The following is a 15,498-nucleotide window of genomic DNA, read 5'->3' as shown; positions in this document are numbered from 1 at the left end:
GAGATAAGGTTGTTGCCTTTTTATATGTTCAACTGGCTTTTATGCGGTGGATTTGAATAATAAAGGTAACAGCCTTTTTTCTATAATGAGTAAATTATGATCTATCTTTATTCTGGTGGTGGTGCTTTTGAAAAACAAACTAGAGTTAATCAGGCCGCAACGGAAAAAGCACAAGAGATTGCTAAAAGTAAGATAAAACAAGTGGTACAACTGATAGCGTTTGCAGACTTCCCTGTTGATATTGAACCGGCTGGAGTGATATTACTGATTGAACCCACTATTGAGTTAGCACTTGAAGTAGGGCGACAGTATTCACAATCAACGGATATTGTTATTGCTGAAAGTGCAATAGTAGGAAGGAAACTGACTATTTGTCAGATTGAATTTGCAGTAACAAAAATCTGTGTTCTCTGATTTTGGGGCTTGTTCAGTTATCCACATTAACTGTGGATAACTCTTGTCTTACATGTTAGTAATCTTATTATTTATTGATTTTATTAGATATTTTACGTTGATTGAAAAATATCCATTTAAATTAATGCTCTTACTGCTTTGTTATTATTAAAAATAATAAAGAACATAATAAAATAATGCAGTTTTTAATTAAGAGAGATAAAAAGTATGACAAATCTCTCTATAAGTTGTTATTTATCGAATAATGGCGTTGGTTTTCCGTCATGATCAACCGCCACGAAATTAAACTGACCATGGATCACTTCTTCACGACCTTCTGCGTACATATCTTCAAGAAAAATAGAAACATTTACCGTTAAACTTGTACGGCCAACACGGATCACTTCACCCACTAATTCAATAATCGTACCTGATGGAATAGGGTGATTAAAATTTATTTTTTCGGTTGAAACCGTTACTAGGCGTTTACGGCTAAAACGGGTAGCGGTAATAAATGAAACTTCATCCATCCAAGCTAATGCCGTGCCACCAAAGAGTGTTGAGTGGTGATTAGTTGTGGTGGGGAATATGACTTTAGATACACGGGTGACTGAATTTTTAATTTTATCTTGTAGCTCAGGAGATAAGTCAGAGATGGACATAACAATAAAGCCTTCTTCTTTTATACTGTAGGGGAGAAATTCCCCACAGTATAAAATAGAGTAAATTGAAAGCAAAGTAGATGAATGGCTGATTATGCCGTCTGTAATTAAAAGGTTATTTCGCCAGTTAAAAAGAGTGCAGCATCTCCTGTTAGTAAAACGCGACCATCTTTTAGCTCACAGTCGATATTTCCACCTCGTTTTGAAACTTGTCTTGCTTGTAACTGTGTTTTATTGAGCTTATTACCCCAAATTGGTGCTAATACACAATGTGATGTGCCTGTAACAGGATCTTCATTCACGCCTTTTACGGGCGCAAAGAAGCGAGAAACAAAGTCAAAAGGGGCATGACCTTTCGCTGTGATAATAACGCCAGGTAAAGGCAACTGTGCGATTTGAGTGAAATCCGGTTGGTAGTTAATGACGGTTTCTGGATCAGATAAAAAGCAAATATAACGATCATGCGCTTGCCAAACTTCATCTATTTGTAATGCTAATTTTTGTTCAAGCACTGATTTTATATCGTTATTTAATGTCGCAGGTAGTGCCGGAAAATTAAGTGTAAAGAGAGCGCCTTGGCAAGAAATAGTGAGTTCACCTGAAAGAGATTGGAATTTAAAGAGCTTCTTAGGTGACTGTTTTATCGCTTTTAGTACAAAAGCTGTGGCTAATGTTGCATGCCCACAAAGAGGAACTTCAATTTTAGGTGTAAACCAACGAATATGATCGCCAACTAAAAAAGCCGTTTCAGGTAAATTAATCTCACTAGCAAGTGTAATTAAGGTGTCATCAGGCAGCCACTCTTCTAATAAAACGACAGCAGCGGGATTTCCTGAAAAAGGCAGAGAGGAAAAAGCATTAACATAATAAATAGGAAGAACTGTCATCGCATTACCTTAGTGATAAACAACCAATAAATAGAAGGTAATGAGATTAAGTGTTTTAAATATTGGGTGCAATACTTAAAAAAGCGTTCAAATTGTAGGATATAAAAGCAAAAAGCCATGCCTAATTAATTAGACATGGCTTTAATAATTAACGCATTAGATTAAGCTTGTGCTTTCTCTTTGCTATCTGCGCTTTGTAAAAGCTTACGAACTGGAATAATCAGTGCAGCAAGAACAACAGCACAAATAACCAGAGCGATAGAAACATGAGAGAAGAAGTCAGGCATTACATCCAGTTTGTCTGGGCGGATATTTCCCCCCATTAAACCAGCGGCCAAATTACCTAATGCGCTTGCACAGAACCATAATCCCATCACCTGACCACGCATTTTAGCGGGCGCTAAAATAGTCATAGTGGCAAGACCAATTGGGCTTAAGCATAATTCACCTAATGTCAGCAATAAGATACTGCCAATTAACCAAAGCGGTGAAACGCCTTGTCCTGTTGCAATAACACTTTCAGATGCAAACATCATGACGGTAAAGCCACCCGCTGCAAATAAAATACCAATCACAAACTTAGTCATACTGCTTAAATTCATATTCTTATGTGCCATCATTGGCCATAACCAGCTAAATACAGGCGCAAGAATAATAATAAACAATGCGTTAACAGACTGGAACCAAACTGCTGGGATCTCAAAACCCATAAAGTTTAAGTCAGTATAGTCGTTGGCAAATAAGTTAAATGATGTTGGCTTTTGTTCGAATGCAGACCAGAAAAGGGCTGCTGAAACCAATAAGAGGAAACAAACAAATAAGCGAGAACGGTCACTACTACTTAATCCAGCAAATAGGAATAAATAGATAAAATAGGCGATAACACTACCTGAAATCACATAGACCATAAAGTTAGCCACAACAACTGGGTTAAACGGAATAACACCAGAAATAATAAGACCAACAATTGCTATAAGAACGACAGATAACGCTAAGATCCATTGACCGACATTACGACGAACAACGGTTGGGCGATCCCAACTTGAATCTAAACCGACTTCGCTATCAAAGCGACGCATGGTAGGTACTGCGTAAAAGCGGAAAATCAGTAACGCAACAAGCATACCAATCCCACCGATACCAAAGCCCCAATGCCAGCCATAATCACGCACTAAGAAACCCGTGATGAGCGGTGCAATAAATGAGCCCATATTGATACCCATATAAAATAAGGAGAATCCACCATCACGGCGAGTATCATCCCTTTTATATAAGGTTCCTACCATCACAGTTACGCAGGTTTTAAATAGCCCAGTACCCAATACAATCAGTAATAAACCGATAAAGAACAGATCTTGTGACCAAAACGCTGAAAGTGCGATGGAAAGGTGCCCTAACGCAATAAAGATAGAGCCATACCATACAGCTAGGCGCTGACCTAGCCAGTTATCAGCCAGCCAACCTCCTGGCAACGATGTTAAATAAACACCGCCAGCGAAAATACCCACAATAGCAGATGCCTGCTCTCTGGGGATTTCCATGCCACCCTCATAAACGGTTGCCGCCATAAATAGAATTAATAATGGGCGAATACCATAGAAAGAAAAGCGTTCCCACATTTCGGTGAAGAAAAGGGAGCTTAATGGATATGGGTGGCCAAAGAAAGTTCGGCTAGATTTTGAGTGAGTAGATTGCATCTTAAATTCCCAAAAAAAACCTCTACAGGTCGTTTGCAAGTAAAAAGAACAAAATATCAGCTAGTGGCTAAACAAAATTATTTCATTCTGTTATCAATATCCACTGCATTTAATTAATATATTTTTAACATACTTTTGTCAGAATTTAGTGACTAAAAGTATATTTAATACTTTATAAACCATTTTTTGGTGCAAAAGTCGATAAAAATCTCATTTTGCAATAGTTAACCTTGCAATTTTTTGAAAAAAGAGGACAAGAAAATTTTATGGGTGTTAACAAAAGGGTGGTAAGAATGTTCTTAATAAACAATAAATTACAAAAAATAGAATAAAAAAAATAACAATTAGGGCTTTAAATGTAAAAGTGTAATTTTTTGAAGAAAAAAAACTATTAACTAATCTAATTTATAGATTTTTTGATTACTTTTCTTGTGGGGTTCTAAAGCTTAACCAAGAATAAATTAGATTAAAAAAGACAACGGCTGCGGTGAAATAAAAAACAGCTCTAAATCCATAGCTTGCCGCAACAAAAGCGCCCATTAACGGTCCTGTAACATTTCCAACATCTCTTAGTGCTTGGTTATAGCTGAAAATTCGCCCTGCAATAGCAGGCGTAATGTTATAAAGAATTAGCGTTTGTACCGCAGGTAACATGGCTGCGTTGACCGCCCCAAGTAAAAAACGTAGTGCGCCAAGTTCCCAATAATTACTGACCAATGCCATTGGAATTAACATAAAAATAGAGAGTCCGAGAGTAAAAAGAAGGACTTTATCTGGGCCAATTCGATCACCTAATTTACCAAAACGAGGGGCGCTAATAAGTGCGGCAATACCGGGTACAGAGGCGACAACACCACTGATAAAGGCAAGATTGCTGACAGAGCCTGTTAATTCACGAATATAAAGTGTCAAAATAGGCGTAACAGACCCTGTTGCGACTTGAATGATCATCGTAGTGAAAAATAGGCATACAACGAGTCTTTTATTTTTAAGTGATGAGAATACTTGTTTTGTGGTCAATGCGTCTTTTTTAGAAACCGGTGTAAAGTTTTCACTGACAAAAAAGAGGGTGACTAAAAAGCAAATAAATAAAACGGCAGATGTAATAAAGAAGACAGGACGTAAACCATAGAGATCGGCAAGCATACCGCCAATTAAAGGACCTATTAATGCACCACTCACTGCACCTGTCGAAAGTGTCCCTAATGCCCAACCGCTTTTTTTAACAGGAACTTGAGTGGCAATTAACGCATTGGCATTCGGAACAAAGCCACCTAATACACCAAGTAAGGCTCGCAATATTAATAACTGCCATATATTTTGAGCAAATCCAATTAATACCATCACAATCGCCATACCAAGAGCGGAGCGTAACAGCATTAATTTTCGACCTTTCCTATCTGATAATTTCCCCCAAAAAGGCGCTGCAATGGCAGAAAAAAGGAAAGTAATACTAAATGCAACACCTGTCCAAAGGTTAAGCTCTTCGTGATCGGTTATACCAAGTTCTTCTACATAAAGAGGAAGAAAGGGCATGATCAGACTAAAACCGGCACCAGTTAGAAAACAACCAAACCAGACAATATAGAGATTACGTTTCCAAGAGTTATTTCGGGGTTTGAGATCCATGTTACTCCTTTAGCCGAGAACGAGAGAGTAAACCAAGAAAATAGGCTGACAATAACCGTAGTGATGTTGAGCGTGGCAACAACGAGTCGGTTTTCTTATTTTATGATGAATAAGAATATAGCCATGATACAGAATAAGTGCGATAGGTCTTGCTCTTATAATGTGTTTCGCAGGAGTTTATAGCTTATACTGTTATTGATTTTATTATTGTTATTTCAGTGCATTATAATATAACAAAGTGGCTGTTTTATTTCAAAACAGCCACTTTGTCGTTAGTGTACTTTCTTTATTTCGTTATATAAAGAAGCGTCACCTTCTGGACGAGTTTTAAAGCGGCGATGTAACCACATATATTGGTCTGGCGCGCGTAAAATCTCTTGTTCAACTACTTTATTCATTGCTTTAGCGGTATTTTCCTCATTATCAATAGGAAAATCAGCAACAGGTGGCGATATAATTAATTCATAACCCTTGCCTTCAGGTAAGCGTTTTGGGGTAAATGGAATTAATGCGGGCTTGCTCGTTTTTGCCAGAATATAAGTTCCCGTTGTTGTTGCCGCTTTATCAACTGCAAACAAAGGCACAAAAACACTTTTACGTGGACCATAATCATGGTCAGGTGCATACCAAATAATTTCACCTGCTTTTAAACTACGGATCATGCCTTTGACATCTTTTCTGTCAATCATAAATTTATTAGAACGTAATCGACCCCATGTTTGTAGCCAGTCCATAACGGGATTATCGTTAGGACGATAAACACCAACACCAGGATTACAAATACCCAAAATTCTAGCACCAAGCTCTAGTGTCAGAAAATGGATCCCAATAAGTAAGATCCCTTGTCCTGAGTCTTTAGCCTTTTTGATATGTTCAATTCCACTGACTTTAAACCAACGTTTGATACGCCAATCTGGCCAAAACCACGCCATACCCGTTTCGAATAATCCCATACCAACAGATTCAAAATTTTTATTAACTAAGGCTTCTCGTTCACTTTTTGGCATCTGTGGAAAACAGAGTTCAAGATTACGTTCCGCTATTTGGACGCGTTTTTTTAAAAAAACTTTAGAGAAACGACCTAGGCGTGTGCCTAGCCAATAAATGACAGGATAGGGAAGCAGAACCAGAATATAGAGTAATCCGATCCCAAACCAAGTCAGCCAATATTTAGGCTGCAAAAATGATTTTTTAAATTGAGGTGACTTTATCATAAGCCTATCTATTTACTATTTTTCCAATGAATATCTTATATTGTGACACTTTTTGGTGCAGATCAGAAATTTTGTCATAAATTAGGTGAAATTATTTCGATGCCTTGTAATGCCGTCACCAATTCGGCAATATTTTTAGCTGCCATTTTGTCCATTACTTTTGCGCGATGAACTTCGACCGTTCTTATCGACACACAAGCAACTTCTGCAATTTCTCGGTTCATTAATCCTTGAATAACATAATAAGCAATGTCTTTTTCTCTTGGGGTTAATGAAGCATAACGGCGACGAATATCATGTGCGGTAAAACGCGCATTGGTTTCAATAAATGCTGCATCTAAAGCGGATAACAACGCATTGCTATCAACGGGTTTTTGTAGAAAGTCGATAGCCCCTTTTTTGATCTCTTCAACTGCCATGGGAATATCGCCATGACCAGTTAAAAAAATGACAGAAAGGGTGCTGTGCTTATCAATTAAATGTTGGTGGACTTGCCTGCCATCGGGTTTTGGCATTCTCATATCTAACAATACAACACCTTGCTGATAGAGATTGACATTGTTGATAAAGAATTCGCTATCATTCCAGACATGGGCTGAATAACCTAAGCTTTCTAATAAAAACTGACAAGCATCAGTGACAGCAAGATCATCATCAACAAGATGAATTGTTGGCATTTTTTCTCCGTTATTTATTTTTGTTAGGAAAAATAAGTGTGATTTTTATTCCAACTTTATTTTGTTCATTCTTTTGGTTTTCAATATGAATATCAGCACCTTGAGAAAGCAATAAACGTTGGCAAATGACTAAACCTAATCCAAGCCCTTCTGTTTTTGTTGTTTGGAATGGGGAAAAGGGCTGTTCAAGTTGGCTGTGGCTCATTCCACCAGCATCATCTTCAATGACGATAAGTAACCTATCAGGTGCCTTATGGGTGCTAATTTTTAGTACTTTAGCGCCAGCTTGGAGACTATTGGTGATTAAATTCGATAAAATTTGCTCTAATAATGTTTCAGGTAAACACAGGGTATCATGCTCATCAATATGGGTGATCAGTGAAACCTGAGGGTATTTTTCTTCTACGCGTAAAAGCTTCCAAATGTGTTGAATACACTCCGCAATATTTTGATGAGAAAGCAAAATACTATCGGTATTAGGTGTTTGTTTTCCAACCCATAAACGTAGATTTCTAATGATATCAGCACCGCGTTGCGCTTGCTTATCTATTTGTTGTAATGCAGGTAGCAATGGGTGCGATTCATTCTCTTTTTTAAGGCGAATAACGCTCCCTTGCGCATAGCTTTTAATGGCAGAAAGGGGCTGATTAAGCTCATGAGCAAATCCCGATGCCATTTCTCCCAATATATTTAAGCGTTGAGCGTGTTCTAACTCTTCCTTTTGCTGTCTTAATCGATTGTGAGCCTGTTCCAGTTGGCGACTACGACGCCTAACTAAATAGCTGATCCAGACTTGGTTTAGGATGAGAAAAAGGATAGCAGCCAATGAAAGACCAATAATAAATTGGTGCTGAATAGCCCAACTTTTCGCATCTTGCCAAAGCTGCCTTTGTCGAGGATGTTGGTTGACTTCCCTTAATAGATTTTCAACTTGTGTATGGGAAGCCGGCGCTCCCCATTTCATTGGTTTACTATCATCAGTGAGTAAAACGCGAGTGACTTTATCGACAAGTTCATCAGGAACGGTATCTAGTGCCGCAAATGACCAATTAGGGTAGAGCGGTGTACTGGTTAAACATGGCGTATTGGTTTGATAAGAAATCAAGGGGCGATAATCACTTTTACGAATAAGCCCTTCATTATCCATATTTTCCAGTAAACAGACGGGAATAATTGCCGCATTAATATCTTCATCTCGTAAGAGATAAAGTAAAGCGTCAGCGGGAAAACCAGTGAAACGTAATGTGAAATCTTTATCCGGATCAATACCGTCTTCTCTTAGCGCTTTGTAACCTAAAAGATAGCCACCAAAGGCATCGGGGGCAATGGCTCCAACGCGTTTTCCGATTAATTCATGTACAGTAGTAATCGGGCTATCGTTACGGACAAGAATGAGGCTCCCAATAACATTTCGAGTCATGTTATCCGGCTCATAGCCAGAACGTAAAGAGAGCAACCAGCGTAATGGAAATGCATTATCTAATTGAACAAATTGCGCAGGGTTTGTGAGTAAGAAATCAACACTTTTTTTTGCAACGGCTAACTTCATCTCCTCCAGATTTAATGGCATTAACACAAAGTTTTCTGACGGAAATTGTTCATTTAATGTGTCAACAAGTGGATGCCAGTGTCTTTGCGTGGATGCATCACCACGTAGTGCTAAAACACCGATTGTCCACTCTTTTGCTGTGGCTTGCAGAGGAAGTACAAAAAAGAGCAGTAATAACCCGATACTTACTGCGTTTCTTATCCCAATTGTCTGTTTTATCGTCATAAATATCTAATGTTAAATATTGTCTTGGATCAAGTTCGCACTTGGTATGTGGTAAACCACAATAGGTGTCATCTTCAGTAATTTTTACAATGCACTTATAACAAAACACATACTTTTTAATTTCTATTTCCTTCACTCATAGTGAGATTGTGTTATTGAGTGATGCTGGAGACAAATATGGATCTTGGAAAACGAAAATTTTTACAACAATTAGGGGTCCTTACTGCGGGTGCTTCACTGGTTCCTTTAGCTGAAGCCGGCATTAAATTATCACCTGAGCGTCGTGAAGGCTCGGAAGATAAACGCTACGGTATGCTGATTGATTTACGTCGCTGTGTAGGATGCCAGTCCTGTACTGTGAGCTGTAACATCGAAAATCAGACGCCTCAAGGACAATTTAGGACGACAGTAAACCAATATCAGGTTGCTATCAAGGGGCAAGAGGGGATAACCAACGTCTTACTGCCTAGATTGTGTAACCATTGTGATGAACCACCTTGTGTACCCGTTTGCCCTGTGCAAGCGACTTTCCAACGTAAAGACGGCATTGTTGTCGTTGATAATGAACGCTGTGTTGGCTGTGCTTATTGTGTTCAAGCCTGTCCTTATGACGCACGTTTTATTAATCACTCAACACAAACAGCAGATAAATGCACTTTCTGCGCTCATCGCCTCGAAGTTGGATTATTGCCTGCGTGCGTTGAATCTTGTGTTGGCGGCGCGCGTATTATCGGCGATATGAAAGATCCTAATAGCACTATCAGCAAGATGCTGCGTACACATGAAAAAGAGCTGAAAGTATTAAAACCAGAAAGCGGCACATTACCACAAGTTTTCTATCTCGGTCTCGATGATGCATTTGTACAACCGTTAGCAGGTCAAGGACAACCCGCGTTATGGCATCAGGAGGTTCACTTATGATCCCGCAAGTTTCTCAAATTCAAGAAGTCATCGCCATCCCTCAAGAATATTTTTGGTTACCTTGGGCTGTGCAATATTTCTTTTTTATCGGTATTGCTTGTAGTGCAACGCTTTATGCGTGCTGGCAGTGCTGGAAAGGCAGTGCAGGTAATCAACGTTTAGAAGCGGTTGCTGTCTTTATTGCCGTAACTGCCGGCATTACGGCACCTCTTGCTTTAACAGCAGATTTACACCAAACAGCACGCGTTTGGCATTTCTATGCTTACCCAACACCGTGGTCTTGGATGGCATGGGGATCACTCTTACTGCCGTTGTTCTCAGCATTTAGCATGCTTTACTTTGCTGCAATGGTCGTTCGCTTAGTCTGGAAGCGTGAATACAAATTAACGCGTTGGGTAGCATTAGCTTGCTCATTAACTGCGATTGGTTTGCTGTTATATACAGGTCGCGAAGCCTCTATCTTAAAAGCAAGACCTGTGCTGTATACCTACTGGTTACCAATACTGTTGTTCTTTAGTGCAATGCAAGTACTACCGACATTACTCGCATTAGGTACACGTCGTGAACCTGTACATCAACGTGAGTTAGCGATGTGGTTTGTGAGTTCGCTGATGTTATTAGCGGTATGTACGGGCTTTTGGGTTGCAGGCGATACGATTTCAGGCCAGGCAATTAGAGAACAATTAGTAATGGGAAGTCTTGGCTGGTGGAGTGCTATGGGCGTTATCGCACTATGGGGTATCTCCGTCGCAATGGGACTTTTGATGGCAAAACAAGTACGTTCGGTTGCGTTTATTACCATCATGGCACTTGTCTCGATGGGGCTTGCGTGGGTATTACGCTGGTTGATGTTGATGGGCGCTCAATACATTCCAAAATATAACATAATTACAAACCCTTATGAGTTTACGCTAGGTAATGATGGATTGATGGCAATTGTCGGTACATTTGGATTGTGGATAGCGTTAACTATTTTGTTTAGAGAAAGTATTCGTTGGGTTGTCAGGAGAGTGCAGCATGGCTAAGTTTACAAGACGTCAATGGCTTAAAGGTGGATTAGTTATCGGTGGTATTGCCGCATTTGCTGCCAGCTACCGTGATGTTGCTAAACGTGCCATAGATGGTTTAGTTGATGGCACATCAGGCAAAGTGACACTTGATAGGATCAACGGAAACTCTTTATTACCTGAAGGTAAAGTTGTAAAAGATGCAAAATGGCAAGCAAATACAGATCAATCTGTTTGTATGACGCAATGTTTTGGTTGCTGGACACAATGTGGCGTTCGCGCCCGTGTTGATAGAGCAAATAATAAAGTTTTACGTATTGCGGGTAATCCTTATCATCCACTTTCTCATGATCATCATTTTGGCTATAACATGCCAATTAAAGAAGCATTTGAAAAAATGGGGGGAGAAAGTGGTTTAGAAAACCGCTCTACGGCTTGTGCTCGAGGTGCAACCATGATGGAAAGCCTTGATAGCCCAACACGTATTCTTGAACCGATGAAACGCGTGGGTAAACGCGGTGAAGGTAAATGGAAACGTATCAGTTTTGAGCAGTTGATCCAAGAAATTGTTGAAGGTGGCGATCTCTTTGGTGAAGGTCATGTTGATGGTTTACGTGCCATTCGTGATTTAGAGACTTTAATCGATCCAAAGCAACCGGCTTTAGGTCCTAAAGCTAACCAATTATTAATGACAAATGCGGGTGATGATGGACGAGATACGTTTATTCGTCGCTTTGCTCAAAACTCATTTGGTAGTAAAAACTTTGGTGCTCATGGCTCTTATTGTGGATTAGCGTACCGTGCTGGCTCTGGCGCGTTAATGAACGATTTAGATAAAAATGCCCACGTTAAGCCTGACTGGGATTATGTTGAATTTGCTCTGTTCTTAGGGACATCACCGGCACAATCAGGTAACCCATTTAAGCGTCAAGGTCGTCAGTTAGCTAACGCACGTATTCGTGATTCGTTCAACTATGTGGTTGTTGCACCAGCTTTGCCTTTAACAACGACATTAGCTAACGATCATGGGCATTGGGTTCCAGTTCAACCGGGAACAGATGCAGCTTTAGTCATGGGGATGATCCGCTGGATCATTGAAAACAATCGCTACAATGCAGATTATCTGTCAGTGCCAAGCGAAGTTTCAATGAAAAATATGGGTGAGAAGAGCTGGACGAATGCGACTCATCTTGTGATCAGTGATGAAAAACATCCTCTGTCAGGGCAAATGCTGACAACAGCACATTTAAATGATGTTGCTGAAGGGGAAGAGCAAGCCTTAGTTTTATCACTTGAAGGTGAATTAGTTCCATCAACCCAAGTCAATAAAGCTCAATTGTTTGCTACGCATACTGTGACATTAAAAACGGGTGCTACCGTTACGGTTAAATCAAGTTTCCAGTTACTTGATGACGCAGCTAAACGTATGACACTGGCGGAATATAGTGAACGTTGTAAAGTACCAGAAACAACAATTGCTGCATTAGGTCATGAATTTACTGCTTATGGTCGAAAAGCTGCGGTTATCTCTCATGGAGGTATGATGGGCGGCAATGGTTTCTATACCGCGTGGAGCGTGATTATGCTTAATGCGCTAATCGGTAACTTAAACCTTAAAGGTGGGGTATCTGTTGGTGGCGGTAAGTTTAATGGTGCAACCGATGGCCCATGTTACAAAATGGATAGCTTTAAAGGTAAAGTTAAACCCAAAGGCATGGTGTTATCACGCAGTAAAGCAGCCTATGAGAAATCTGATGAGTACCGTGAGCGTGTAGAGAAAGGAGAATCTCCATATCCAGCAAAAGCGCCTTGGTATCCGTTTGCTGCTGGGCAATTAACTGAACAGCTCGGCTCTGCATTAGCGGGTTATCCTTATCCATTAAAAGCATGGATAACGAATATGACCAACCCTATTTATGGGATTGCAGGTATTCGCCAAGTGATGGAAGAGCGCTTGAAAGATCCGAAGCACCTACCTTTGATTATTGGTATTGATGCTTTTATGAATGAAACAACAGCGCTGGCCGATTATATTGTTCCTGATACACATAACTTTGAGAGCTGGGGCTTTAGTGCGCCTTGGTCTGGTGTTCAAACTAAAGCAAGTACAGCGCGTTGGCCGATTATTGAACCTCGCGTTGCAAAAACAGCAGATGGTCAGCCAATTTCAATGGAAACATTCTGTATTGCTGTGGCAAAAGCCTTAGATTTGCCAGGCTTTGGTGAGAAAGCAATTGAAGATATGGATGGTAACTTCTATCCAATCAATAGTGCAGAAGATTACTATTTACGTGTTGCCGCTAATATGGCGTTTATGGGGGAAAAACCTGTTGCCCCTGCAACCAATGAAGATATTTTATTAAGTGGGGTAGACCGTATTTTACCTGCAATAACCTCAACATTAAAAAATGAAGAAGTTCTTCGGGTTGCGTATATCTATACACGAGGCGGTCGTTTCGCTCCTTATGACAAAGCGTGGAATGGCGAAGAAACGGGGCCACAGTGGAAAAAGCCATTACAAATCTGGAATGAAGAAGTGGCAAAAAACCATCATGCAATAACAGGCGAACGTTATAGTGGTTGCCCGACTTATTACCCACCACGTTTATCGGATGGTAGTGATATTCATCAGCACTATCCTGAAGAGCAGTGGCCATTAAAACTAATGTCCTTTAAGTCTCATGTGGTGAGTAGTTCAACAGGCATGATCCAGCGTTTAAGAATGGTAAAACCAAGTAACTTAGTCGCGATTAACCCTCAAGATGGTAAAAAATGGGGTGTTAATCATGGTGATAAAGTTCGCATTGTCACACCGGGTGGACAAGTGGAAGCGGAGATTAGCTTACTCGATGGCGTAATGCCGGGCGTTTTAGCGATTGAACATGGATATGGGCATCAAGAGTTAGGTTCACGTCAGCATTACTTAGATGAACAACCATTACCGATGGATAAAGGTATTGGCAGCGGTATCAACCTTAATGATTTAGGGTTTGCCGATCCAACACGTCAAATCACTAATACATGGTTAGATTGGGTATCTGGTGCATCTGTGCGTCAAGGCTTACCAGCTAAGATTGAGCGTATAGCTTAATTATCAATTTGGTATTTTAAATAATCACTTCACTCTTTATTAAAAAGAAGAGTGGAGTGATTGCACCACAAATCTGTTTTACTTTATCTTTTGTAAGATAGAACTAGATCAGTTTAATTATTTTAATATTACATGTACCCTACATACATAATATTTTAATAAATTTAAGGTGGCCAACACGCATATTAGCCACCTCATTTACAGGGAGTAATAATGTGAATTGGCTCCCTTTTTTTCTGCTGTTTATTTTTTATTAGGACTTGATGGGATTATTTCTCATATATATATTTTAAAATATTATATATGAAAAATAATTCAATTCGATTTTTCACATTAATTTTTTCAGTAATGTGTCTTTTATGAGAATAGACTGTGCTACTACTAATAGAGAGTTTTTTAGCAATTTGATGATTAGGTATTTCATTCATCCAATAATTAATAATTTTTTGTTCTTGTGAGCTAAAAATAGAGCATAATGAATGTTTATAGGTTGGAAAGTAAACTTGGCAGCGGGAAGTGAATAAGGATGTCTTTTCAAGCACCCAAGGAAGTATTTTCTTTGGAAGGATAAAACAGTTATTTGTCAATGCGATAGGTCTTTCTTTGTCTGGGTAGTTAGCATCAAGATAAAGATAAAGCCGACAGCTTCTTGTTGAAATAAAAAAAAGTTGTAAATGTGGGCAATGTGCTATTTCTCGACAATATCTTGTGAGGTCAATAAATATAATATCTGGCATTGAGTGATTAATATAATTATTGGCTTCTTGTATAGATGACATGTCAATTATTTCATGCCTTACATTTCTCTTCGAAAAATAATGCTTTATACCATTACGAGTAAAAAAACATTCATCAATAATTAATACTTTCACAAATAACTTCCTTGTTTGTAGCTGTTTTAATTTATTAAAATAAAGATAACCTTATTTTATGTCAATTCGGCTTATATGTTCTTTTTTTGAAGATATATCGAATAAAAAGGTTATGATTACATTTTAATTAAATGAAAGTTGATTTATTAATATGGCTAATTATTTGCATACAGTAAGAGCGGGTTTATATATTGATATAAAAAATATGAGATAGTGGATTGTAGCGGGATAAAAGAAGAACAGGAGTACCAAGTACTCCTGCTTTGCGTTCGCTATCTTTTCTAGATCTTTTTATTAATGCTTGGTGTTGTCCGAAACAGAATCTTCAGATGATTCAATTTTATCAATACCTGCTTGAAGAATATGAATCAACTGTTTAGCTATGTCTGTTGTCAGCCAAAGTGTCTTATCTACAACTGCGTTTTCTGGATGATGTTCGTTTTCAGGAAGATAATGTAAACGCAACATCATGGCATCGTAGATGTCAACGGTACTGATGTCCCAGCCTACAACAGGATGTGTCTGAATAACTTCATTTTTTCTACTCATAATACCTCCTAATCATACAACCGGTTTTGACTAAGAGAGAAGCTCCCACACAAAGTGGTTACTTTTCAGTATACGAGATTTATCGTGATTAAAAAGATAAATTTTTGTTATAACAAAAAAATGTG

General features: G+C 39.0%; 13 protein-coding genes. 4 read left to right on the top strand and 9 right to left on the bottom strand.

Annotated features, from left to right (window positions below; translation table 11 throughout):
- Positions 1-96 precede the first annotated feature (96 nt).
- Positions 97-414 carry a hypothetical protein gene (locus tag BTA34_RS10100; protein WP_151435517.1) on the top strand — a complete coding sequence of 106 codons (318 nt, stop codon included), beginning with the start codon at positions 97-99 and terminating at the stop codon, positions 412-414.
- A 230-nt stretch (positions 415-644) separates the two neighbouring features.
- Here the strand turns inward: BTA34_RS10100 and BTA34_RS10095 are convergent, their stop codons facing one another.
- The 7 genes from BTA34_RS10095 to ttrS all read right to left on the bottom strand — a co-directional run bounded on the left by BTA34_RS10095 (position 645) and on the right by ttrS (position 8,933).
- Positions 645-1,055 (bottom strand): acyl-CoA thioesterase, encoded by a 411-nt coding sequence (locus tag BTA34_RS10095; protein ID WP_023581781.1) that lies wholly within the window; start codon positions 1,053-1,055, stop codon positions 645-647.
- 107 nt (positions 1,056-1,162) lie between these two features.
- Positions 1,163-1,942 (bottom strand): PhzF family phenazine biosynthesis protein, encoded by a 780-nt coding sequence (locus BTA34_RS10090; RefSeq protein ID WP_151435516.1) that lies wholly within the window; start codon positions 1,940-1,942, stop codon positions 1,163-1,165.
- Between the two features lie 161 nt (positions 1,943-2,103).
- Positions 2,104-3,639 carry a peptide MFS transporter gene (locus BTA34_RS10085; RefSeq protein ID WP_151435515.1) on the bottom strand — a complete coding sequence of 512 codons (1,536 nt, stop codon included), beginning with the start codon at positions 3,637-3,639 and terminating at the stop codon, positions 2,104-2,106.
- A 420-nt stretch (positions 3,640-4,059) separates the two neighbouring features.
- Complete coding sequence (mdtG, locus tag BTA34_RS10080; protein ID WP_151435514.1) at positions 4,060-5,268, bottom strand: multidrug efflux MFS transporter MdtG; 1,209 nt, start codon at positions 5,266-5,268, stop codon at positions 4,060-4,062.
- Between the two features lie 272 nt (positions 5,269-5,540).
- Positions 5,541-6,482 carry a Kdo(2)-lipid IV(A) acyltransferase gene (locus tag BTA34_RS10075; RefSeq protein ID WP_151435513.1) on the bottom strand — a complete coding sequence of 314 codons (942 nt, stop codon included), beginning with the start codon at positions 6,480-6,482 and terminating at the stop codon, positions 5,541-5,543.
- Positions 6,483-6,556: 74 nt separating this feature from the next.
- Entirely contained in the window at positions 6,557-7,159 is a 603-nt protein-coding gene (ttrR, locus tag BTA34_RS10070) for a tetrathionate respiration response regulator TtrR (protein ID WP_151435512.1), read from the bottom strand.
- A gap of 10 nt (positions 7,160-7,169) precedes the next feature.
- On the bottom strand, positions 7,170-8,933 hold the full coding sequence (ttrS, locus tag BTA34_RS10065) for a tetrathionate respiration histidine kinase TtrS (protein WP_151435511.1): 1,764 nt from the start codon (positions 8,931-8,933) through the stop codon (positions 7,170-7,172).
- A 177-nt stretch (positions 8,934-9,110) separates the two neighbouring features.
- Between ttrS and ttrB the strand changes: the two genes are divergently transcribed.
- From ttrB to ttrA, 3 genes are read left to right on the top strand one after another with little or no spacing between them, the layout of a single operon-like run.
- Positions 9,111-9,854 (top strand): tetrathionate reductase subunit TtrB, encoded by a 744-nt coding sequence (gene ttrB / locus BTA34_RS10060; protein ID WP_151435510.1) that lies wholly within the window; start codon positions 9,111-9,113, stop codon positions 9,852-9,854.
- On the top strand, positions 9,851-10,879 hold the full coding sequence (gene ttrC / locus BTA34_RS10055; RefSeq protein ID WP_151435509.1) for a tetrathionate reductase subunit TtrC: 1,029 nt from the start codon (positions 9,851-9,853) through the stop codon (positions 10,877-10,879). The genes ttrB and ttrC overlap by 4 nt, the downstream gene beginning before the upstream one ends.
- The gene (gene ttrA, locus BTA34_RS10050; RefSeq protein WP_151435508.1) at positions 10,872-13,952 is read left to right on the top strand and encodes a tetrathionate reductase subunit TtrA; all 3,081 of its coding nucleotides are present in this window, start codon (positions 10,872-10,874) and stop codon (positions 13,950-13,952) included. The genes ttrC and ttrA overlap by 8 nt, the downstream gene beginning before the upstream one ends.
- A gap of 269 nt (positions 13,953-14,221) precedes the next feature.
- On the opposite strand, the gene BTA34_RS10045 is transcribed toward ttrA, so the two are convergent.
- Both BTA34_RS10045 and bssS read right to left on the bottom strand, forming a co-directional pair.
- Positions 14,222-14,824 carry a response regulator transcription factor gene (locus BTA34_RS10045; RefSeq protein WP_151435507.1) on the bottom strand — a complete coding sequence of 201 codons (603 nt, stop codon included), beginning with the start codon at positions 14,822-14,824 and terminating at the stop codon, positions 14,222-14,224.
- A gap of 294 nt (positions 14,825-15,118) precedes the next feature.
- Complete coding sequence (bssS, locus tag BTA34_RS10040) at positions 15,119-15,373, bottom strand: biofilm formation regulator BssS (protein ID WP_064720401.1); 255 nt, start codon at positions 15,371-15,373, stop codon at positions 15,119-15,121.
- Between the last annotated feature and the right edge of the window lie 125 nt (positions 15,374-15,498).

Source organism: Proteus sp. CD3 (assembly GCF_008808075.1).
GTDB lineage: Bacteria > Pseudomonadota > Gammaproteobacteria > Enterobacterales > Enterobacteriaceae > Proteus > Proteus appendicitidis.
The sequence above is the reverse complement of the archived record's forward strand: the minus strand, read 5'-3'. Positions and strand labels throughout refer to the sequence as shown.